Source organism: Arthrobacter sp. CAN_A2 (assembly GCF_015752045.1).
GTDB lineage: Bacteria > Actinomycetota > Actinomycetes > Actinomycetales > Micrococcaceae > Arthrobacter_D.
The window spans coordinates 18658-39654 of sequence record NZ_JADOUS010000007.1; the positions used below are offsets into that span (position 1 = coordinate 18658).

The following is a 20997-nucleotide window of genomic DNA, read 5'->3' on the forward strand; positions in this document are numbered from 1 at the left end:
GGCGGTGGGACGCTAGGAGGAGGCCCGGTCCGCCGCCTGGTCCACCGCTCCCCCGTACCGCCGGTCGCGCGAGGCGTACTCCTCGATGGCGCGCCACAGGGTGCGACGATCGACATCAGGCCACAGCGTGTCCATGAAGACCATCTCCGCATAGGCGGACTGCCACAGCATGAAATTGGACAACCGCTGCTCGCCGGAGGTCCGCAGGAACAGGTCGACGTCGGGGAGATCGGGCTCATCGAGGTAGCGCTGCACGGTCTTCTCGCTGACCGAGGAGGCCTTCAGGGTCCCGGCGGCGACGTCCTCGGCGATGGCCCGCGCAGCATCGGCGATCTCCGCGCGTCCGCCGTAGTTGACGCACATCGTCAGGGTGCAGGTCGTGTTGCCGACGGTGTGCCGCTCGGCGTCCTCCAGCTCCCGGATGACCGACTGCCACAACCTCGGCCGGCGGCCCGACCAGCGGATCCTGACCCCCCACTCGTCGAGCTGGTCGCGCTGGCGCCTCAGCACGTCCTTGTTGAAGCCCATCAGGAACCGCACCTCCTCGGGGGACCTCTTCCAGTTCTCGGTGCTGAAGGCGTACACGGAGACATGCCGGACGCCGATCTCGATCGCGCCGGCCATGACGTCGAGCAGGGCCGCTTCGCCCGCCTTGTGCCCTTCGGTGCGGGGCAGCCCACGCTCGTTCGCCCAGCGGCCGTTGCCGTCCATCACGATCGCCACGTGGCGGGGCACGAACTGGCGCGGGATGGACGGAGCCTGCTCGCCGCTCGGGTGCGGCCAGGGCGCCGCGGGTCGGGCGGGATTCTTCATGCACGCTCCACATGTTTGAGGGAGGCGACCCCGCGTTCGAGGTGCCATTGGAGGTAGGCGGCCACCAGACCGGCGGCCTCGCGCCGCGCACCGTTCTCCGACGCGTCCGCGACCACCCAGTCGCCCGTGAGCAGCGCCCCGAGCAACTCCATGGTCGCGGACGACGGCGACGCCGAGCCGGGCGGGCGGCAGGCCGGGCAGACCGCTCCGCCGAGCGGCGCGGAGAAGGCCGAGTGGGGACCGGGTGCGCCGCAGCGGGCGCAGGCCGTGAAGCTGGGGGCCCACCCCGCCGTCGCCAGGGCGCGGAGCAGGTAGGAGTCGAGGATGAGTTCCGAGGCGTGCAGGTCACGGCTGAGCGCGGAGAACGCACCGGCGACGAGCGCGTACTGCGCTCCCCCGGCCTCGCCGACGTCCGTGAGGCGTTCGGCGGTCTCGGCGATGGCGGTCGCGGCGGTGTACCGGCCGTAGTCGGCGGCGATGCCGTGGCCGTAGGCGCCCTTGGTCTGGGCCTGGGTGACGACGTCGAGGTTCCGCCCGTGGGCGAGCAGGAGATCCACGGACATGAACGGTTCCAGGCGGGAACCGAACTTGCTGCTGGTCCGGCGGACGCCCTTGGCGACGGCACGGACCTGCCCGTGCTCCCGTGTCAGGAGGACGATGATGCGATCCGCCTCACCGAGCTTGTAGGTGCGCAGCACGACGCCTTCGGTGCGGTAGGTGCGTGAGGCTGACGAGGAGGGCACTGGATCATTCTCCCACCTGCCGCCCCCGCGGGCCCGCTCGGCGCGGGACTGCGGGGACGGGGGGTCCGGGCTCGGCGGGGCTCAGGCGGCGTCGCGGATGGCGCGGTTGACCGCAGAGATGACGGCCTTCAGTGCGGCCATCGTCGTGTTCGCGTCGATCCCGACACCCCACAGCACGCGCTCGCCGACGGCGCATTCGACGTAGGCCGCCGCACGGGCGTTGCCGCCGGAGGACAGGGCGTGCTCGGTGTAGTCGAGGACGCGGACGTCCACGCCGTCCTGGCTGAGGATGGTGAGCAAAGCATCGATCGGGCCGTTGCCCTGGGAGGCCTTCCGCTGCTGCACGCCGTCGACGAGGAGCGTCGCCACCAGCTTGAACGAGCCGTCCTCGGCCGTGTCGGTGTTGACGGAGGTGAGCTCGTAGTGGCCCCAGGACTCCGGACCGCCCTCGGTGCGGGTGGGCAGGTACTCGTCCTGGAACACGGACCACAGCTGTGCACCGCTGACCTCGCCGCCCTGGGTCTCCGTGCGGCGCTGGATGACCCCGGAGAACTCGATCTGGGCACGGCGCGGCAGGTCGAGGCTGTGCTCGTTCTTGAGCAGGTACGCCACGCCGCCCTTGCCGGACTGCGAGTTCACCCGGATGACGGCCTCGTAGGACCGGCCGATGTCCTTGGGATCGATCGGCAGGTACGGGACGGCCCACGGGAGGTCGTCGACGCCGACGCCCGCCGCGGCGGCGTCGTGCTCCATGCTCTCGAACCCCTTCTTGATGGCGTCCTGGTGGGAGCCGGAGAAGGCGGTGAAGACGAGGTCGCCACCGTAGGGAGAGCGCTCCGGCACGCTGAGCTGGTTGCAGTACTCGGCGGTACGGCGGATCGAGTCCATGTCGGAGAAGTCGATCTCCGGGTCGATGCCCTGGCTGAACAGGTTCATTCCCAGCGTCACCAGGTCCACGTTGCCGGTCCGCTCACCGTTGCCGAAGAGGCACCCCTCGATGCGGTCCGCGCCGGCCAGGTAGCCGAGCTCCGCCGCGGCCACGCCGGTCCCGCGATCGTTGTGGGGGTGCAGCGACATGATGATGCTGTCCCGGTCCGTGAGGTTGCGGCTCATCCACTCGATGGAGTCCGCGTACACGTTCGGCGTCGCCATCTCGACGGTGGCCGGCAGGTTGAGGATCATCTGCCGGTCGGCGGACGCCTCGAACACGGCCGACACCTCGTTGCTGATGCGTGCCGCGAACTCGAGCTCCGTCCCCGTGAACGATTCCGGGGAGTACTCGTAGGTGATCGCCGTGCTGCCCATGTTCTCCTCGAACTTGCGGCACAGCCGGGCGCCCTGGAGGGCGAGGTCGATGATGCCGTCCTGGTCCTGGTTGAACACCACGCGCCGCTGCAGCACAGAGGTCGAGTTGTACAGGTGCACGATCGCGCGGTCCGCACCCTCGAGGGACGCGTAGGTGCGCTCGATCAGGTGTTCACGCGACTGCGTCAGGACCTGGATGGTGACGTCGTCGGGGATGCGGTCGCCCTCGACGAGCTGGCGGACGAAGTCGAAATCGGTCTGTGACGCCGACGGGAAGCCGACCTCGATCTCCTTGAAGCCCATTCGGACGAGCAGATCGAACATCTTGTGCTTGCGCTCGGGGTTCATCGGGTCGATCAGCGCCTGGTTACCGTCGCGGAGGTCGACGGCGCACCAGCGGGGCGCCTTCGTGATCAGGCGGTCGGGCCAGGTGCGGTCGGGGAGCTCGACGGTGATCTGGTCCTGGAAGGGACGGTACTTGCCGAACGGCATACCGGAGGTCTTCTGTGCGTTTCGCATGGGATCGGCCTTGTCTGTGGGAACTGAGTGTGCCGGCGGCCGGGCATCGCGGACTCCGCGGCGAGGGATGGCCAGTGGCTCTTCGTCCTAGATGGCCTCGCCGCGGCACCGAAGAAGAGTTGTCTGTGCGCGCACCCTGCCACGATAGCACGGCACATAGGATGGCTTCCGGGGGCGCTCGGACGAGTGCCGGCCCCGCCGCACCACGAGGAATCAGGAAGCGACTATGACGATCAGCACCTTCGATCCGGCCACTCTCGACACGACGACACGGCCCCAGGACGACCTCTTCCGCTACGCGAACGGCGTCTGGCTGAAGGACACGGTCATCCCCGACGACCGGCCGCTCACCGGCTCGTTCACCGCCCTCCGGGACGCCTCGGAGCTCGCCGTCCGCACGATCATCGAAGAGGCCGCGGCACAGGCGGCCGACGGCTCGACCGACGGGCTCGACGCGAAGATCGGCACCCTGTACGGGGACTTCATGGACACGGCGCGCATCGAAACCGAGGGGTCCGCCCCGATCGCCCCCCTGCTGGAACGCATCAGGGCGGTGGCCGCGGTCGAGGACCTCGTCGCCCTCAGCGCGGGCCTCACCCGCTCGGGCGTCCAGGGCTTCGTGGCCCCGTATGTGAGCAACGACGCCGGCAATCCCGAGCGCTACCTGCTGCACCTGTACCAGTCGGGCCTCGGCCTGCCGGACGAGTCCTACTACCGTGAGGAGGGCTTCGCCGAGACGCGCGACAGGTACCGGGAGCTCCTCGCGCGGCTGTTCGACGTCGCCGGGACCGCTGATCCGACCGGCGCCGCCGCCCGCGTGCTCGCGCTCGAGACGCGCCTCGCGGCGTCGTCGATGGGGTCCGTGGAACGGCGGGACCCGCAGAAGACGTACAACCTCGTCCGGCACGACGCCGTCGCCGGGCTGTCGGACCAGCTCCTCCCGTGGCTGGACATCGTCACGGACACCCCGGACCAGGCTGCGGAGCTCGTGGTCAACCAGCCGGACTTCGTGCGTGGCCTCGACAGCGCCCTGCGCTCCGAGGACCTCGGCACCTGGCGGGAGTGGCTCGAGAGCCGCGTCCTCCTGCACGCGGCCGACTACCTCGACGAGCGGTTCGTCGACGCGGCCTTCGCCTTCTACGGCACGCACCTGGCCGGCACCCCCCGCATCAAGGACCGCTGGAAGCGCGGCGTCGCGCTGGTCGAGGGTGCGGTGGGCGAGGCGATCGGGCAGCGGTACGTCGAACGGCATTTCCCTGCGACGCACAAGGCCGCCATGCTCGCACTGGTCGGTAACCTCATCGCGGCGTACGAAGCGAGCATCTCGTCACTGGCATGGATGACCGACGAGACCCGGGACCGTGCCCTCGAGAAGCTCTCGCAGTTCACCACCAAGATCGGTTACCCGGAGACGTGGATCGACTACGGCCCCCTCGAGGTGCAGGCGTCGGACCTCTACGGCAACGTGCTCCGCGCCTCCGAGTTCGAGCACCGCCGGCAGCTCGACAAGCTGGGCGGACCGATCGACCGCGGCACCTGGCTCATGACGCCGCAGACCGTCAACGCCTACTACATGCCCACCATGAACGAGATCGTCTTCCCGGCGGCCATCCTCCAGCCCCCGTTCTTCGACATCGAGGCCGACGACGCCGTCAACTACGGCGCGATCGGGGCGGTCATCGGGCACGAGATCGGCCACGGCTTCGACGACAAGGGATCCCAGTTCGACGGCACCGGACGCCTGCGCAACTGGTGGAGCGAGGCGGACAGGACGGCGTTCGACGCCCTGACCGGACGTCTCGTCGCCCAGTATGCAGCGCTCGAGCCCTCGGAGGTCGCAGGGCAGACCGTCAACGGCGAGCTCACCCTCGGCGAGAACATCGGCGACCTCGGCGGGCTCGGCATCAGCTACCGCGCCTACCTGCTGAGCCTCGGGGGCGCGGAGGCACCGGTCATCGACGGGCTGACCGGGACCCAGCGCTTCTTCCTCTCCTGGGCCACATGCTGGCAGCAGAAGATCCGGCCGGAGGAGGCCAAGCGGCGCCTGACCGTGGACCCGCACTCCCCCAACGAGTTCCGCTGCAACCAGGTGGTCCGCAACCTCGACGAGTTCCATGCGGCATTCGACCTCGGCGCGGAGGACCGGCTGTGGCTGAAGCCCGAGGACCGCGTGCGGATCTGGTAGGCCTCGTCGCCGTGGACAGGCCGGCTCCGGTGTCCCGCAGGGCACCGGGGCCGGCCTGTCCCGCGCCGGCCGGTTCCGCAGGAGGCTCTTCCTAGAGGCCGGACGCCGACTGGCAGGTCACTTCGTCGGCCGTCTGGCCGTCCAGTGCGGTTCCGAGGGGCGGTACGACGGCCCTGGATCCGGTGGCCAGGTCGGCGCCGACGAGCAACTGGACACCGGCCGCCGCCTCGTCGAGGGCGACCTGGCTCTGCGGTATGCCGAACCGGGCGGCGACATCCGCCGCGGCAGCCTCGTAGCCGGTGCTGAAGTAGACCTGCGACAGCTCTGCCGGCACGGCCTCGAAGAGTGCGGCCTGCGTGTAACCGGCGGCGGCGAGCAGCTCCTGCACCTCGGCCGCCCGCTCGGGGTTCGATGTCGCGTTCACGACGAGGACCGGGACCGTCCCGGGATCGACAGCCGGAGCCTCGGCTGTTGCGGGCGCCTGCGGGGTGGGAGCCGCCGTGGCCGTCGTCGTCGCCGCCGACGACGGCTCGGGCGCCTCTTCGGTGAGGCCCCGGTCCTCGCGCAGCGCGTCGAAGAGCGGCGCAGCCGCGTCCTCATCGAGCACCAGGCGATTGGGATCCTCGATCCACTGCTCGGTGGGTACCGTCACGAAGGCGATGTTGCCGAGGTCGACGTCCTTCATGCGGTCGGCGATCTTCAGGAGCTCCGCGGGCCGCGACAGGCCCTCGTCCACCGTGAGGTTGCGTGTGACCGTGTCGGCGATCGAGTAGAGCCGAGGGAGATTGGTGAGGGTCCCTTCGGCGCGGACCTTGCGCGCCATCGACGCCATGAACGACTGCTGGGCTGCGATACGCCCCGTGTCGCCGCCGTCGCCGAAACTGTGGCGCGTGCGCAGGAAGGCCAGCGCCTGGTCCCCCTCCACCTCGCTGGTCCCGGCGGGCAGGGACAGGCCGGAGTACTCGTCGTCCACGGGTTCCTCGACGCAGACCTCGACGCCGCCGAGGGTGGAGGACAGCTCCTTGACCGCGTTGAAATCCGCCATCATGAAGTGGTCGATGGAGAGTCCGGTGAGATTGTTGATCGCGGCGACCGTGCAGCCGGGTCCGCCCTCGCCGAGTGCTCCGTTCAGCTGGCCCAGGTCCATCGCCTGGGACGTCTCCCCGGTCCCGGGGTTCACGCAGCCGGGCAGGGGTACCAGCAGATCGCGCGGGAACGAGACGACGGTGACGTCCTCCCGGTCGGCCGAGAGCGTCAGCAGCATCATGACGTCCGAGTTGCCCTCACCGGCCGAATCGTCCTCGCTGCCGAAGAACTCCCCGGAATTGCCCGTGCGCGTGTCGGTGCCGAGGATGAGGATCTGGAGGGGGTCGGTGCTGGAGTCGACGGGCAACGCCGATTCCCCGTTCTCGCCCAGGTTCAGCGGGGAGGTCGCGACGTTCGACTGCAGGCGGAACACCTGGACCGCTACGAACGCCACCGCGGCGACGAGCACGGTTGCCATGACCATGGCGGCGATCGCGAGCCCCCGGTGGCGCCCCCCGCGACCGAGGTGCCGTCCTGCCGGGACCGGACCGCCGGTCGCTCCAGCGGGGATCGCCGCGGAGGCGTCGCCGGCGCTCTGTGCGCCATCACTGGACGGTCGGCGGGTCATGCCCGGGCTCCTTCGGATCATTGGGCGTGCGTGTCACCGGCGACCTCGACGGTCGGGACGACAGCACACCGGTGCGCGGTGGCCGGCGGCGACGTCGGTCGGCCGGCTGGGACTTCTGGCGGGCGTGTTCCGGCGGTCCAACGAGTGGTACCGGGAAGTAGTGCCCGCTAGAACCCTAGCTTGACGAGCTGCTTGGGGTCCCGCTGCCAGTCCTTGGCCACCTTGACGTGGAGGTCGAGGTAGATCCGGGTCCCGAGCAGTGCTTCGATGCCCCGGCGAGCGTTGGTGCCCACTTCCCTGAGCCGTGCACCGCCCTTGCCGATGATGATCGCCTTCTGCGACGGACGTTCGACGTAGAGGTTGACGTGGACGTCGAGCATGGGATTGTCCGCGCTGCGCCCTTCCCTCGGGATCATCTCCTCGACGACGACGGCCAAGGAGTGCGGGAGCTCGTCGCGGACGCCCTCCAGGGCGGCCTCGCGGACCAGTTCGGCCACCATCACGGCCTCCGGTTCGTCCGTCAGCTCCCCGTCGGGGTACAGGACGGGAGACTCCGGCATGTGCCGACTGAAGACCTCGGCGACGGTACCGACCTGGAAACCGTCCGCCGCGGAGACGGGCACGATGTCGGCCCACCCGTCGGCACCCGCCACGTCCGTGCCGAGCTTCGCGACGGCCAGGAGCTGCTCCGTGAGGGCACGGCGGTCCACGAGGTCTGTCTTGGTGACCACCGCGATCAGGGGCTTGCGGTTCAGTCGGGCCAGCTGCTCGGCGATGAAGCGGTCCCCTGGACCGATCTTCTCGTTGGCGGGCAGGCAGAAGCCGACGGCGTCCACCTCGGACAGGGTGTCGGCGACGAGATCGTTGAGGCGCTGCCCCAGCAGGGTGCGGGGGCGGTGGAGGCCGGGGGTGTCGACGAGGACGATCTGCGAGTCCTCGCGGTTCACGATTCCCCGGATGGTGTGGCGGGTGGTCTGCGGCTTGGCCGACGTGATGGCGACCTTCTGCCCCACGAGGGCGTTCGTCAGGGTCGATTTGCCCGCGTTGGGTCGTCCGACGAGCGAGACGAATCCGGCCCTGTGCTTAGCGTCGCTCATTGTCAGCCTCTATCGTCTCTCGTTCGTCCTGCGCTGCGGGTTCGGGTGGTACGCGGTAGGTGATCACGTGGGAGACCCGGTTACGCCGGCCCTCCACGCGTTCGGCCCGCAGGCCGATACCGTCAATTGTGACCTCTGATCCGACGATCGGCACCCTGCCCAGGGTCTTGGCCAGCAGGCCGCCGACCGTGTCCACTTCTTCGTCGTCGAGGTCCAGACCGAACAGCTCCCCGAGGTCGTCGATCCCCATCCGGGCGCTCACCCGGTACTCGCCGCCCTCGAGCTGTTCCTGTTCCGGCACCTCGGAGTCGTACTCGTCCACGATCTCGCCGACGATCTCCTCGATGAGGTCCTCGAGCGTGACGAGGCCGGCCGTACCGCCGTATTCGTCGATGACGATGGCCACGTGGGTCGACTCGCGCTGGAGTTCGCGCAGCAGGTCGCCGACCGGCTTCGACTCCGGGACGTAGCGCGCGGGGCGGCACTCGGTGTCGACGGGCCGGGACAAATTCGACGCCGGACGACCGTGCAGGTTCGCCACGACGTCCTTCAGGTACAGCAGACCCCGGATGTCGTCCGAGCTCTCCCCGATGACGGGGATGCGGGAGTAGCCCGAGCGGAGGAAGAGGGACATGGCCTGGCTCAGCGTCGAGCCGGATTCGATCGTGACCATGTCCGTGCGCGGGACCATGACCGAGCGGACCTTGGTGTCGCCGAGTTCGAACACCGAGTGGATCAGTTCCGCCTCGTCGTCCTCGATCATCTCGGCGTCGGACGCACGGGAGAGGAGCTCACGGAACTCCTCCTGCGTAAAGAATGCGGCCTCGTCGCGGGTCGCGCCCGGCGTGATGGAGCTGCCGATGCGCACGAGCCACCGGGGGATCGGGCCGAGGATCGCACACAGGAAGGACACGAGCCCCGCCGTCAGGCGGACGACGGCGGGAGCGTGGATACGCCCGAGCTGCCGGGGTGACACCCCGACGATCACGAAGCCGATGCCGGCCATCACCGCCGTGGCGAGGAGACCGGCGAGCCAGATGCTGTCGAGCAGGTCGTGGAACAGGATGGCGACGGCGACGGCCCCCGCCATCTCGAACCACACCCGCCAGAACCGGAGGGCGTGCATGTGGGCGACGGGGGCGTCGAGGATGCGACGGATCGACTGCGTCCGGGACTCCTGGACGAGGGCCTCACCCTCCTGGCGCGGCAGGTAGCTGAAGGCCGCCTCGGCGGCGGTGACGAGGGCAGCCGTGAGTGCGAAGAGCAACCCCATCAATGCGAGAAGCCAGATGGTCAAGCGCGCGTCTCCTGGGGGGCGTCGCCGCCGAGGAAGTCGGACAGGAGCTGGCGCTGGAGGCCGAACATCTCCTTCTCGTCCTCGGGCTCCGCGTGGTCGTAGCCGAGGAGGTGGAGGACCCCGTGCGTCGTGAGCAGCAGCAGCTCGTCCCTGGTACTGTGCCCGGCGGCCGCGCCCTGGGATGCGGCGACGTCCGGGCACAGCACGATGTCGCCGAGGAGCCCCGCGGGCGTCATCCGGCCCGGTGTCCCCGGTCGCAGCTCGTCCATGGGGAAGGAGAGCACATCGGTGGGGCCGGCTTCGTCCATCCACTCGATGTGCAGCTTCTCCATCGCGGCGGTGTCCACGAGGATGATCGACAGCTCGGCCTCGGGGTGGACGAAGAGGGATTCGAGCAGGAAATTCGTAAGGCGGACGAGGGAGGCCTCGTCGACGTCGTGCCCGGACTCGTTGTTGACCTCGACGCTCATCGGGCGGCCGCTGGCCGGCCCGTGCGCGCTTGGGCGGCGCGCTGGCCCTCGTCCCAGGCGCCGTAGGCGCTGACGATGTCCCCGACGAGCCGGTGCCGGACGACGTCGGAGGCGTCCAGCTCGCTGAAGTACACGTCGTCGACGTCGTGGAGGATCTCGCTGACGACGCGCAGGCCCGAACTCGTACCGCCGGGGAGGTCGACCTGGGTGATGTCACCCGTCACGACCATCTTCGACCCGAAGCCGAGGCGCGTGAGGAACATCTTCATCTGCTCCGGGGTGGTGTTCTGGGCCTCGTCGAGGATGATGAACGCGTCATTGAGGGTCCGGCCGCGCATGTAGGCGAGCGGGGCCACTTCGATGGTCCCCGCGGCCATGAGGCGCGGGATGGAGTCGGGGTCCATCATGTCGTGCAGCGCGTCGTACAGGGGGCGGAGGTACGGATCGATCTTGTCGTTCAAGGTGCCGGGCAGGAAGCCCAGTCGCTCGCCCGCCTCGACGGCGGGCCGCGTCAGGATGATCCGGTTGACCTCCTTGTGCTGCAGCGCCTGCACGGCCTTGGCCATCGCGAGGTAGGTCTTGCCGGTACCGGCCGGACCGATGCCGAACACGATGGTGTTGCGGTCGATCGCGTCGACATAGGTGCTCTGGTTGAGGGTCTTCGGGCGGATCGTCCTGCCCCGCGAGGAGAGGATGTTGACGGACAGCACCTCCGAGGGACGGGCCGCGCTCTGCGTCTTCAGCATGGTGACCAGCTGCTCCAGGACCTGGGGCGAGACCGGCGCGTTGTTGGCGGCCATGGAGCGGATCTCGGCGACGAGCCGCTCGGTCCGCAGCACATCGGTCGAGGGGCCGGTGATGGTCAGTTCGTTCCCGCGGGCGTGGAGGCCCACGCCCGGGAACGACTCCTCGATCAGTCGCAGCGCCTCGTCGTTGGAGCCCAGCGCCTGCACCATCTGCTCCGTCGAATCGAAGAGGAACACCCTGGTGTCGAGTCCTGCCGCATTGATGCCTGTTGAAGTTTCGCTCATACCTCGGCCGTCCGGCCTTCGATCGCCCCTCATCCGAATTGTCGTACTGATGGTCTGGTCCCGCGTCCGCCCATGAGGCGGGGATGCCAATGTTACGCCATCCCGCCCGCGCCGGCCCTTCGTCCAACGGGCCGCGAGCATCCCTGATTCCCCGGAATCGTCAGGATTGCAAGCGAATTCTCGGTCCTCCGCACCGGTTCCGCACCGGTTCCGCCCCGACTCCCGATTCCGCGGCGAATCGCCCCCGGCTTCGTATCAATCAGGTTTCAGTCATCCTGCAGGCCCCTATTCGACCGGGCAGCGCCGCCGCGCTGTGCCAAGCTGAAACAGGTCCGCCCCGAGCGAGCCGACCGTCCGCCGGCCGCGCCGGGGCGGCGTCGCCGGAGCCACGCTCCCGGGGACGGCACGACACGACCCATCGCCGGGCACGACCGATCTACCCGCCCGCACCTGACGGAAGGAGGCACGCATGAACCACCAGGACCCGCTGAAGAAGAACCGGCTGGGGCTCGGCGGCATCCTTGTGGTGTCCGGTGCCGTGCTGGTGGGCAGCGGCGCCTTCCTCCTCCCCGATCCGGGACTGCTGGCGGGCAACGCGCAGATGGCTCCCCTCCCCGATTCCCGCGCGACGACGGCGCCCGACGGCGCCGTCACGGCATCGCCCGACGCCCTGTCCGGGCAGGCGACCACCACGGACCCCTCGGACGCCGTTCGGCCGCTGGTGCCCGTCTACTGGCTCGGCGACGAGGACGGCGCGGAGCGGCTCTTCCGCGAATTCCTGACACCGGAGGAGTCCGGTGGCGATCCGATCGCCGACGCCGTCCGGCTGATGACCTCGGGGCAGCCGCTCGATCCCGACTACCACTCGTCCTGGCAGCCGGCGTCGAGGGTCACCGCCTCCATCTCGACGAAGAACGTCATCACCCTCGATATCTCCTCCGATGCCTTCCCGCAGCGCCTCGGCGAGAAGCAGGGGCGCCTCGCGCTGCAGCAGCTGGTGTACACGGCCACGGCGGCGGCCGCCGATGCCGGGCTCATCGCGGGCGGTGAGGCGAGTTCGGTCGTCGTCCTGGTCGATGGCGCGGCGGACTACCGGGCCTTCGGCTCCGTGGACCTGGGCGGCGAGTGGACCCGGGATGCCGCGACCCTCGCCCCGCTGTGGATCATCGATCCACAGGAGGGTGTGCAGGTCGATGGGGACCGCCTGACCGTCCACGGGACCGGCCCGGCGTCGGAGGACGAGCTGGCCTGGCGGATCGATCACAGTCTCGACGGTTCGGCGGAGGGCCCCACGGAACTCTTCCGGGACGGTTCCGTCGACATCGCACCCCAGGACGGCGCGCCCGGTGCGTACTCGTTCTCGGTGACGCTGCCTCCGGGCCGGTACGAGATCACCGTCTCGGCTCCCTCCACCGACGGAGCGGCCAGGGACTCGAAGACCGTCGTCGTCCGCTGAGCGGGAGCGGGCTACCAGCGCCCGAGCAGGTGGTTCAGCAGGACCAGGGCGGCCGGGCCGGCCGTCGAGGAGCGCAGGACGTGGGGGCCCAGTCGGGCGGTATCGGCACCGGCGTCGCGCAGCTTCCCCAGTTCCGCCTCGCTGATGCCGCCTTCCGGTCCGACGACGACGGCCGTCGATGTCGTGCCCGACGACCCGGCCGCGAGCAGGGCGGAGACCTGGTCCGCGAGGGGGACGTCGGCGTCCTCGTGCAGGACGATCACGCGGTCGACGGTCTCGGCCCACACGGCAAGCCGCGAGGTGTCCATCACGGCGTGGACGTCGGGCACGAACGAACGGCGCGACTGTTTCGATGCGGCCCCGACGAGCGACGTCCACTTCTGCCGGCCCTTCTCGGCCTTGTCGCCGCGCCAGCGCACGATGCTCCGCTCGGCATGCCACGGGACGACGGCGTCGATCCCGAGTTCGGTCGCGGCCTCCACGGCCTGCTCGTCGCGGCCGCCCTTGGCCAGGGCCTGGACGAGGATCAGCCGGTGCCGAGGTGCAGGCTCCTGGCCTGCCGTCTCCACGGCGACCTCGACCGTCCCGTTCCCGACCGCGGTGATGACGCCGCCGATCCGGTAGCCCGCACCGTCGGAGACATCCAGGCGCTCACCCTCGCCGAGGCGTCGGACCGTGGCGGCGTGGCGCCCCTCGTCACCCCCGAGCACGAAGACGCTGCCGGGGGCCGACGCACGGACCGCCTCGCCCGGCCCGAAGAACAGGGGACGCGTCATGGTCAGCGGTTTCCGAGCCGCTCCCGCAGGCGGGCGAAGACGCCGGAGCCGCTGCTGGCCAGCTGGCCGTCGGTGTACTCCTCGTTGCGCAGTTCCGCCAGCTTGCGCAGGAGCTCCTCCTGCTGCGGGTCGACGTTGCGCGGGGTCTCGACATTGAGGTGCACCCGCAGGTCCCCCCTGCCCTGGCTCCGCAGGTGCGTGACCCCGAGGCCCCGCAGGGTCAGGATCTCGCCCGGCTGGGTGCCCGGCTTGATATCGAGCTCCTGGTCGCCGTCGTAGGTGTCCAGGTGCACCGTGGTGCCGAGCGCCGCGGCGGTCATCGGGACGCTCAGCGTCACGTGCAGGTCGTCGCCGTCGCGCAGGAAGGTGGAGTCGGTGGCGACCCGTATCTCGACGTACAGGTCGCCCTGGGGCCCGCCGGCCGTCCCGGCCTCGCCCTGGCCGCCCAGCTGGATGCGCGTGCCGGTCCCGACGCCGGCGGGGACCTTGATGGTCAGGGTGCGGCGGGCGCGGACGCGGCCCTCGCCGCTGCACTCGTGGCACGGGCTGGGGATCACGGTGCCGAAGCCCTGGCAGGTACCGCAGGGGGCGCTCGTCATGACCTGTCCGAGGATCGAGCGCACGGCCCGCTGGACCTGGCCCGAGCCGCGGCAGATGTCACACGTCCGGGGTGAGGTGCCCGGCTGGCAGCAGCTGCCGTCGCACGTGGGGCACACCTCCGCGGTGTCGACCTCGATCTTCTTGTTGGTGCCGAAGACCGCGTCCTTCAGGTCGATGCGCACGTTGATGAGCGCGTCCTGTCCGCGACGCGTCCGCGAGGGAGCGCCGGCCTGCTGGCCGCCGCCGCCGAAGAAGGTCTCGAAGATGTCCTGGAAGGCGAAGCCCGAGCCCGAGTACCCCGCGCCGTAGCCGCTGTCCGTCCCGTTCTCGTTGCCGGTGGTGTCGTAGACCCGGCGCTTCTGCGGGTCGGACAGGACCTCGTAGGCGTGGCTGACGCGCTTGAACTCCTCCGAGGCGTCCGGCCCGGAGTTGACGTCGGGGTGGAGCTTCCGGGCGAGCTTGCGGTACGCCTTCTTGATTTCCTCCCCGGTCGCACCCTGCGCTACACCGAGGACCTCATAGTGATTACTCACTCGTACACATCACTTCCTGTTGAATGTTCTGTCGTCTGCACGCCGGTTGCACCGGCGGAAAGGCCATGGTCGGCCCTGGGTGGCCGTCGACAACCCAGAACCGCTGCCCGCGCCCCCGTTATTCCTCGAGGATCCTCGAGAGGTAGCGGGCGACGGCGCGCACCGCCGCCATCGTCGTCGGATAGTCCATGCGGGTGGGGCCGAGGATGCCGAGCTTCGCTCCGGCATCCGGCCCGTACCCCGTCGCCACCACGGAGGCCTCCGACAGCCCTCCGTAGGGATTCTCGCTCCCGATCCGCACCGAGATGCCGCGGGCGTCGTATTCCATCTCCGACAGCAGCCGCAGCATGACCACCTGCTCCTCGAGCGCCTCCAGGACCGGGCCGATGCTCAGCGGGAAATCCCCGGTCGAGCGGGCCAGGTTGGCCGTCCCGGCGAGCAGGATGCGGTCGTCCCGCCCGAGCCCGGCGAGCTGCTCGAGTACCTTGACGATCGTACCCCCGTGGGCACGCAGACCCTGAGGGAGCTGGGAGAGCGCGATGCCGAGCTCGCCCGGCAGCGCCGTGAGCTTCACGCCCGACACCGCGGACAGGATGCGCTGCTTGAGCTCAGCGAGCTCCGACTCCTCGATGTCCGACCGGGTACGCACGATCCGCTGCTGCACGGTGCCGTTGGTCGCGATCAGGACGACGAGGATCTGCTGCGGCGCCAGGAGTACACACTCGATGTGGCGCACGGACGCCCCGCCGACGCGGGGGAACTGGACGACGGCCACCTGGTTGGTGATCTGCGCGAGCAGCCTCACCGTGCGGTCCATCACGTCGTCGAGGTCCTCGGCGCCCTCCAGGAGGGTCTGGATGGCCTTCTTCTCCGGCGCGGACAGGGGCTTCACCTCGGAGATGCGGTCCACGAACAGGCGGTAGCCCTTGTCGGTGGGAATGCGCCCCGAGCTCGTGTGCGGCGCGGTGATCAGGCCCTCCTCCTCGAGGACGGCCATGTCGTTGCGGATGGTGGCCGAGGAGACTCCCAGGCGGTGGCGGTCCACCAGGGCCTTGGACCCGACGGGCTCCCGGGAATGGACGTAGTCCTCGACGATGGCCCTGAGCACCTCCAGGCGTCGCGGTTCACTCATTCCTGTGTCACCTCCGGCTCCGTTCCTCTCCCCTGGGCACGCGCAGCGGATAATCCCCGGGCGTTAGCACTCGACACGCCCAAGTGCCAAGTCTAGTACGTCCGCTTCGATTGTTAGCATTGGGATCCCGGGCTGCGGCAGACCGCCGGAGCCCCCGTGGGAAGGACACACCCGGGATGGACTACGGCTGGGGAGCCCAAGATATATCGGCTCCGAAGCGGGTAGGACTCGCCGAGGTCCCCGTCGCGAAGGACATGGTCCTCGAGGACGTCCAGAGCGGGTTCGTCGGCGCGGTGGTCCGGGTGGAGAAGTCCGGCGGACTCCATGTGATGGTGCTCGAGGACCGTCGCGGCAAGACGCGCACCTTCCGCCTCGGCCACGGCTTCCTCCTCGACGGCCGTCCCGTCCACGTCGTCGCGCCCGTCCCGGGCACAGCTCCTGCCGCCAAGGCTGCCGCCAACCGGACCGCATCCGGGTCTGTCCGGGTCGAGAACGCGCGGGCGAGAACCGCCCGCGCGAGCAGGATCTGGGTGGAGGGCCAGCACGACGCCGAACTCGTCGAGAAGGTATGGGGCGACGATCTGCGCCTCGAGGGGATCGTCGTCGAACCGCTGCACGGCGTGGACGACCTGGAAGGCGCCATCCGCGCCTTCGGCCCCGGCCCGCAGCGCCGACTCGGCATCCTCGTCGACCACCTGCTCCCGGGCACCAAGGAGTTCCGGATCGCGCAGCAGGCGATGACCGCTCCCGGCGCCCGCGGCAACGTGCTCATCGTCGGCCACCCGTACGTGGATGTCTGGCAGGCCGTGAAGCCGGCGGCCCTGGGCCTGGAGGCCTGGCCCGTCATCCCCCGCAACCAGGACTGGAAGACCGGCATCCTGGCCGGCCTCGGCTGGCCGCACCACAACCAGGCCGCCGTGGCCAACGGGTGGAAGCGCATCCTCGGTCGGGTCAGCACCTACGCCGATCTGGAGCCCTCGCTGCTGGGCCGGGTCGAGGAGGTGATCGACTTCCTCACCGCAACCCCCGGCAGTCCCTGAGCCGACCGGCGCCGGTACCACGTATCCTTGGAACACATTCCGGGGGAAGATTCCCGACAGCCAGCAAAGGAATTGACGTTGTCCAACACCGCCGACCAGCAGCATCACGAACCGGGCAAGTCGCAGCCCGCGTTCGAAGGCACCCCGGCCAACGCCCTTCCCCTGACGGCTTCGGAGGATCGCCAGTACGCCACCCTGGCCCACTTCGGGGGCATCCTCGGGTTCATCCCGTCCCTGCTGATCTTCCTCATCTTCAAGGATCGCGGCCCCTTCACCGCCCAGGAGTCGAAGGAGGCGCTGAATTTCACGCTCCCTCCCACGATCATCGCGCTGGCCGCGTGGCTGCTCTCACTCATACCGGTCATCGGCGGGGTGTTCGCCGTCCTGAACGCCGTCATCTGGCTGACCATCACCATCTTCTCGGTGAACGCCGGCATCCAGGTCAATCGCGGCCGGCCCTACCGCTACCCCCTGAATCTGCGCCTCATCCGCTGACCCGCGTCCGACGCGTCAGTCGGGCAGCAACCTGCGCACCACGGCATCCGCGAGCAGGCGACCCCTGAACGTCAGGATCACGCGGCCGGCGAAGGCCGCAACCGGCTCGACGAGCCCGTCCGCGATCAGTCCGGCGACGGCCCGACGCCCCGACGTCGTCAGGATGTCCGTCGCGAGGCCCTCGCGCAGGCGCACCCGCAGCATCACGTCCTCGACGTAACGGTCCTCGTCCGACAGGACCTCGCGTCCGGCCGCCGGCGAATGGCCCGCTGCGAGGGCATCCGCGTAGGGGCGCGGGTGCTTCACGTTCCACCAGCGGGTCCCGCCGACATGCGAGTGGGCTCCCGGGCCCGCTCCCCACCAGTCACTGCCGCGCCAGTAGGCCAGGTTGTGGCGGCATGCATCGGCGGGAGTGCGTGCCCAGTTGCTGACCTCGTACCACTCCAGCCCGCCCGCGGTGAGCATCTCGTCGGCCAGCGCGTACTTGTCGGCGTGGTCGTCGTCGTCGATCGGTGGCACCTGCCCCCGGCGGATGCGCGACGCGAGCCGCGTCCCGTCCTCGATGATGAGGGCGTAGGCGGAGATGTGGTCGGGCCCGTAGGACAGCGCCGTGGCCAGCGATGTCCGCCAGTCCTCCAGCGACTCCCCCGGTGTGCCGTAGATCAGGTCGAGGCTGACCTTCAGCCCGGCCTCCCGGGCCCATTGCACGGCCTGCGGGACGCGCTCCGGGGAGTGCGTGCGATCGAGGACGGCCAGGACGTGCGGCACCGCCGACTGCATGCCGAAGGAGACCCTGGTGAAGCCGGCGTCCCGGAGGACGCGCAGCGATTCCGGGGTGACCGAGTCGGGGTTCGCCTCCGTGGTCACCTCGGCGTCCGGCGCCAGGCCCCACTGGTCGCGGGCGGCCCGCAGGATGGCGGCGAGGTCCTCAGCGGGGAGCAGTGTAGGCGTGCCGCCGCCGAAGAAGACCGTCGCCAGCGGGCGGGGCGGCACCCCGGAGGCTTCCAGCGCCTGCACCCCGAGAGCGAGTTCCGCGAGGACGGAGCCGGCGTACGCGTCCTGCGACGCGCCGCCGCCGAGCTCGGTGGCCGTATAGGTGTTGAAGTCGCAGTAGCCGCACCGGACGGCGCAGAACGGGATGTGGACGTAGAGGCAGAAGTCGCGCTCGAGGGCTCCCTCGGCCGCGGAGGGCGGCAGGACGCCGTCCTCCGGTGCCGGCAGGCCGAGCGGCAGGGCGCTAGGCATGCGGCCCCGTCCGCCCGGAAGCGTGGTGCGTCACTTCTTGGCTTTGTCCTTCGACTCGTCGGACGACAGGGCGGCGATGAAGGCTTCCTGGGGCACTTCCACGCGCCCCACCATCTTCATGCGCTTCTTGCCCTCCTTCTGCTTCTCGAGCAGCTTGCGCTTGCGCGTGATGTCACCGCCGTAGCACTTCGCGAGGACGTCCTTGCGGATCGCGCGGATGCTCTCGCGGGCGATGATGCGCGCCCCGATCGCGGCCTGGATGGGCACCTCGAACTGCTGGCGCGGGATGAGCTCGCGCAGCTTGCCCGTCATCATCACGCCGTACGCATAGGCCTTGTCGCGGTGGGTGATGGCGCTGAAGGCGTCCACCTGCTCGCCCTGCAGGAGGATGTCCACCTTGACGAGGTCGGCCACCTGGTCGCCGTCGGCCTTCCAGTCGAGGGACCCGTACCCTCGGGTCTTGGACTTCAGGAGGTCGAAGAAGTCGAAGACGATCTCCGCCAGGGGCAGCCGGTAGCGGATCTCGACGCGGTCCTCGGACAGGTAGTCCATGCCGCCGAGCACGCCGCGGCGCTGCTGGCACAGCTCCATGATCGCGCCGATGAACTCCGACGGCGCGAGGATGGTGGCGGACACCATGGGTTCGCGCACCTCGGCGATCTTGCCCACAGGGTACTCGCTGGGATTGGTCACCTTCACGGCGCGCTTGTCCTCGAGGGTGACCTCGTACTCGACGTTGGGCGCAGTGGAGATCAGGTCGAGGTTGTACTCCCGCTCGAGGCGCTCGCGCGTGATCTCGAGGTGCAGCAGGCCGAGGAAGCCGACACGGAAACCGAAGCCCAGCGCCGCGGACGTCTCGGGCTCGTAGACGAGGGCGGCGTCGTTCAGGGTGAACTTGTCCAGGGCGTCGCGCAGCACGGGATAGTCCGTGCCGTCAAGGGGGTAGAGGCCGGAGAAGACCATCGGCTTGGGGTCCTGGTAACCGCCGAGCGACTCCGCGGCCGGCTTGGCGAGGTTGGTGACGGTGTCGCCGACCTTCGACTGGCGGACGTCCTTCACCCCGGTGATGAGGTAGCCCACCTCGCCCACGCCGAGGCCCTTGGACGGCGTCGGCTCGGGCGAGCTGACGCCGATCTCGAGCAGCTCGTGGCTGGCCCGCGTGGACATCATCTGGATGCGCTCGCGCGGGCTCAGCTTGCCGTCGACCACCCGGACATAGGTGACCACACCGCGGTAGGTGTCGTACACCGAGTCGAAGATCATGGCGCGGGCGGGTGCATCCGGATTCCCGGTGGGCGGGGGGAGGTCGCGGACGATCTTGTCCATGAGCACCTCGACCCCCATACCGGTCTTGCCGGAGACCCTCAGCACGTCCTCGGGCTCCCCTCCGATGAGGCTCGCCAGCTCCGCCGCGTACTTCTCGGGCTGGGCGGCCGGGAGGTCGATCTTGTTGAGGACCGGGATGATCGTGAGGTTGTTCTCCATCGCGAGGTACAGGTTCGCGAGGGTCTGGGCCTCGATGCCCTGCGCCGCGTCGACGAGCAGGATCGCACCCTCGCAGGCCGCGAGCGAGCGGGACACCTCGTAGGTGAAGTCGACATGGCCGGGGGTGTCGATCATGTTCAGCGCATAGGCGGTGCCGTCGACCTCCCAGGGCAGGCGGACCGCCTGGGACTTGATGGTGATACCCCGCTCGCGCTCGATATCCATCCGGTCGAGGTACTGCGCCTTCATGTCCCGCTGCTCGACGGCTCCCGTGAGCTGCAGCATGCGGTCGGCCAGCGTGGACTTCCCGTGATCGATGTGGGCGATGATGCAGAAATTCCTGATGATCGCCGGATCGGTGGCGGCAGGCACCGGAGCGGTGCGGGCCATGGGTGACACGTAGCTTCCTCACTCTTACGGAACAGGGTCCGGCGTGCGACGGCCGGGCGGGCGGACCTCGGGTCCGATGGCACCGGTCCGCGGCGGCCTCCCCTAGTGTCCCACGACGCTGCACGGCTGCGGCAATCGCACGCACGGGCTCCCGGCCCACCCGTCCCGGCGCCATCGGGTGTGCTCGCTAGGATGCGAGCATGGCGATCACCGTGCGTTCCCTCCTGTCCCTCGCGAACCGTATCGTCCGAGCCGTGGGCAGCACCGCGCCCGCCGAGCGGAGCAGCGCCCCTCCCCGGCGTCGATCGGCCGTGCACCCGGGGGCGTCCCCGTCGGGGCGCGTCCCCGCGGGTCGCCGGGCGGCGCTGCTCGCGTACTGCCCCACCTCGGACGGCAAGCCCGATCCGGGTGAGATCGTGTGGACGTGGGTGCCGTACGAGGACGACCCGTCACAGGGCAAGGACCGCCCGGTGCTGCTGGTGGGCCGGGAAGGTGGCACCCTGCTCGGCCTGATGCTCACGAGCCGAGACCGCAACAACGCCGGCGACCACGACGACCGCTACGTCGATATCGGGGCCGGGGCGTGGGACCGGCGGGGGCGCCCGAGCGAGGTGAGGATCGACCGACTGCTCCGCATCCGGCCGGACGACGTCAGGAGGGAGGGCGCCGTCCTTCCTCGCCAACAGTACGAACGGGTCGTCGCACAGGTCCCCGGACACCTGCTCGGCTGA

18 protein-coding genes are annotated in these 20997 nt (G+C 69.7%); 5 read left to right on the forward strand and 13 right to left on the reverse strand.

Annotated features, from left to right (window positions below; genetic code table 11):
• Positions 1-12 precede the first annotated feature (12 nt).
• The 3 genes from IWX63_RS10495 to leuA all read right to left on the reverse strand — a co-directional run bounded on the left by IWX63_RS10495 (position 13) and on the right by leuA (position 3380).
• On the reverse strand, positions 13-813 hold the full coding sequence (locus tag IWX63_RS10495; protein ID WP_199278129.1) for an isoprenyl transferase: 801 nt from the start codon (positions 811-813) through the stop codon (positions 13-15).
• On the reverse strand, positions 810-1556 hold the full coding sequence (gene recO, locus IWX63_RS10500) for a DNA repair protein RecO (RefSeq protein ID WP_199278130.1): 747 nt from the start codon (positions 1554-1556) through the stop codon (positions 810-812). Before recO ends, IWX63_RS10495 begins: the two co-directional genes overlap by 4 nt.
• A gap of 81 nt (positions 1557-1637) precedes the next feature.
• Complete coding sequence (gene leuA / locus IWX63_RS10505) at positions 1638-3380, reverse strand: 2-isopropylmalate synthase (protein ID WP_199278131.1); 1743 nt, start codon at positions 3378-3380, stop codon at positions 1638-1640.
• 226 nt (positions 3381-3606) lie between these two features.
• Here leuA and IWX63_RS10510 point away from each other — a divergent pair, with 226 nt between their 5' ends.
• Complete coding sequence (locus IWX63_RS10510) at positions 3607-5565, forward strand: M13 family metallopeptidase (RefSeq protein ID WP_199278132.1); 1959 nt, start codon at positions 3607-3609, stop codon at positions 5563-5565.
• A 91-nt stretch (positions 5566-5656) separates the two neighbouring features.
• Here the strand turns inward: IWX63_RS10510 and IWX63_RS10515 are convergent, their stop codons facing one another.
• The 5 genes from IWX63_RS10515 to IWX63_RS10535 all read right to left on the reverse strand — a co-directional run bounded on the left by IWX63_RS10515 (position 5657) and on the right by IWX63_RS10535 (position 11114).
• A complete protein-coding gene (locus IWX63_RS10515; protein ID WP_334685795.1) occupies positions 5657-7219 on the reverse strand; it encodes an LCP family protein in 1563 nt (520 codons plus the stop codon).
• Between the two features lie 167 nt (positions 7220-7386).
• A complete protein-coding gene (gene era / locus IWX63_RS10520) occupies positions 7387-8316 on the reverse strand; it encodes a GTPase Era (RefSeq protein WP_199278133.1) in 930 nt (309 codons plus the stop codon).
• Positions 8303-9613, reverse strand: a complete 1311-nt coding sequence (locus tag IWX63_RS10525; RefSeq protein WP_199278134.1) for a hemolysin family protein — start codon at positions 9611-9613, stop codon at positions 8303-8305. Before IWX63_RS10525 ends, era begins: the two co-directional genes overlap by 14 nt.
• Positions 9610-10083: an rRNA maturation RNase YbeY gene (ybeY, locus tag IWX63_RS10530; RefSeq protein WP_199278135.1), complete on the reverse strand. Its 474-nt coding sequence runs from the start codon at positions 10081-10083 to the stop codon at positions 9610-9612. Before ybeY ends, IWX63_RS10525 begins: the two co-directional genes overlap by 4 nt.
• Positions 10080-11114, reverse strand: coding sequence for a PhoH family protein (locus IWX63_RS10535; RefSeq protein ID WP_199278136.1), 1035 nt, complete (start codon positions 11112-11114; stop codon positions 10080-10082). The genes ybeY and IWX63_RS10535 overlap by 4 nt, the downstream gene beginning before the upstream one ends.
• 469 nt (positions 11115-11583) lie before the next feature.
• Here IWX63_RS10535 and IWX63_RS10540 point away from each other — a divergent pair, with 469 nt between their 5' ends.
• Positions 11584-12570 carry a GerMN domain-containing protein gene (locus tag IWX63_RS10540; protein WP_199278137.1) on the forward strand — a complete coding sequence of 329 codons (987 nt, stop codon included), beginning with the start codon at positions 11584-11586 and terminating at the stop codon, positions 12568-12570.
• A gap of 11 nt (positions 12571-12581) precedes the next feature.
• Here IWX63_RS10540 and IWX63_RS10545 read toward each other — a convergent pair whose 3' ends face one another.
• From IWX63_RS10545 to hrcA, 3 genes are all read right to left on the reverse strand, one after another.
• Complete coding sequence (locus tag IWX63_RS10545; RefSeq protein ID WP_199278138.1) at positions 12582-13346, reverse strand: 16S rRNA (uracil(1498)-N(3))-methyltransferase; 765 nt, start codon at positions 13344-13346, stop codon at positions 12582-12584.
• A gap of 2 nt (positions 13347-13348) precedes the next feature.
• Positions 13349-14479, reverse strand: coding sequence for a molecular chaperone DnaJ (gene dnaJ, locus IWX63_RS10550; protein ID WP_199278139.1), 1131 nt, complete (start codon positions 14477-14479; stop codon positions 13349-13351).
• A 118-nt stretch (positions 14480-14597) separates the two neighbouring features.
• A complete protein-coding gene (gene hrcA / locus IWX63_RS10555; RefSeq protein ID WP_199278140.1) occupies positions 14598-15611 on the reverse strand; it encodes a heat-inducible transcriptional repressor HrcA in 1014 nt (337 codons plus the stop codon).
• A 176-nt stretch (positions 15612-15787) separates the two neighbouring features.
• On the opposite strand from hrcA, the gene IWX63_RS10560 reads away from it, so the two are divergent.
• Complete coding sequence (locus IWX63_RS10560; protein WP_199278141.1) at positions 15788-16651, forward strand: DUF3097 family protein; 864 nt, start codon at positions 15788-15790, stop codon at positions 16649-16651.
• 78 nt (positions 16652-16729) lie between these two features.
• Entirely contained in the window at positions 16730-17146 is a 417-nt protein-coding gene (locus IWX63_RS10565; RefSeq protein WP_199278142.1) for a DUF4870 domain-containing protein, read from the forward strand.
• 15 nt (positions 17147-17161) lie between these two features.
• Here the strand turns inward: IWX63_RS10565 and hemW are convergent, their stop codons facing one another.
• Positions 17162-18391, reverse strand: a complete 1230-nt coding sequence (gene hemW / locus IWX63_RS10570) for a radical SAM family heme chaperone HemW (protein ID WP_199278143.1) — start codon at positions 18389-18391, stop codon at positions 17162-17164.
• Between the two features lie 30 nt (positions 18392-18421).
• Positions 18422-20275 carry a translation elongation factor 4 gene (lepA, locus tag IWX63_RS10575; RefSeq protein ID WP_199278144.1) on the reverse strand — a complete coding sequence of 618 codons (1854 nt, stop codon included), beginning with the start codon at positions 20273-20275 and terminating at the stop codon, positions 18422-18424.
• Between the two features lie 191 nt (positions 20276-20466).
• Between lepA and IWX63_RS10580 the strand changes: the two genes are divergently transcribed.
• Positions 20467-20997, forward strand: coding sequence for a type II toxin-antitoxin system PemK/MazF family toxin (locus tag IWX63_RS10580; RefSeq protein WP_199278145.1), 531 nt, complete (start codon positions 20467-20469; stop codon positions 20995-20997).

Excerpts from the sequence above, each read along its gene's own strand:
- IWX63_RS10495 (WP_199278129.1), bottom strand. The coding sequence starts at position 813 with ATGAAGAATCCCGCCCGACCCGCGGCGCCCTGGCCGCACCCGAGCGGC.
- leuA (WP_199278131.1), bottom strand. The coding sequence starts at position 3,380 with ATGCGAAACGCACAGAAGACCTCCGGTATGCCGTTCGGCAAGTACCGT.
- IWX63_RS10510 (WP_199278132.1), top strand. The coding sequence starts at position 3,607 with ATGACGATCAGCACCTTCGATCCGGCCACTCTCGACACGACGACACGG.
- IWX63_RS10515 (WP_334685795.1), bottom strand. The coding sequence starts at position 7,219 with ATGACCCGCCGACCGTCCAGTGATGGCGCACAGAGCGCCGGCGACGCC.
- era (WP_199278133.1), bottom strand. The coding sequence starts at position 8,316 with ATGAGCGACGCTAAGCACAGGGCCGGATTCGTCTCGCTCGTCGGACGA.
- ybeY (WP_199278135.1), bottom strand. The coding sequence starts at position 10,083 with ATGAGCGTCGAGGTCAACAACGAGTCCGGGCACGACGTCGACGAGGCC.
- IWX63_RS10535 (WP_199278136.1), bottom strand. The coding sequence starts at position 11,114 with ATGAGCGAAACTTCAACAGGCATCAATGCGGCAGGACTCGACACCAGG.
- IWX63_RS10540 (WP_199278137.1), top strand. The coding sequence starts at position 11,584 with ATGAACCACCAGGACCCGCTGAAGAAGAACCGGCTGGGGCTCGGCGGC.
- IWX63_RS10545 (WP_199278138.1), bottom strand. The coding sequence starts at position 13,346 with ATGACGCGTCCCCTGTTCTTCGGGCCGGGCGAGGCGGTCCGTGCGTCG.
- hrcA (WP_199278140.1), bottom strand. The coding sequence starts at position 15,611 with ATGAGTGAACCGCGACGCCTGGAGGTGCTCAGGGCCATCGTCGAGGAC.
- IWX63_RS10560 (WP_199278141.1), top strand. The coding sequence starts at position 15,788 with ATGGACTACGGCTGGGGAGCCCAAGATATATCGGCTCCGAAGCGGGTA.
- hemW (WP_199278143.1), bottom strand. The coding sequence starts at position 18,391 with ATGCCTAGCGCCCTGCCGCTCGGCCTGCCGGCACCGGAGGACGGCGTC.
- IWX63_RS10580 (WP_199278145.1), top strand. The coding sequence starts at position 20,467 with ATGGCGATCACCGTGCGTTCCCTCCTGTCCCTCGCGAACCGTATCGTC.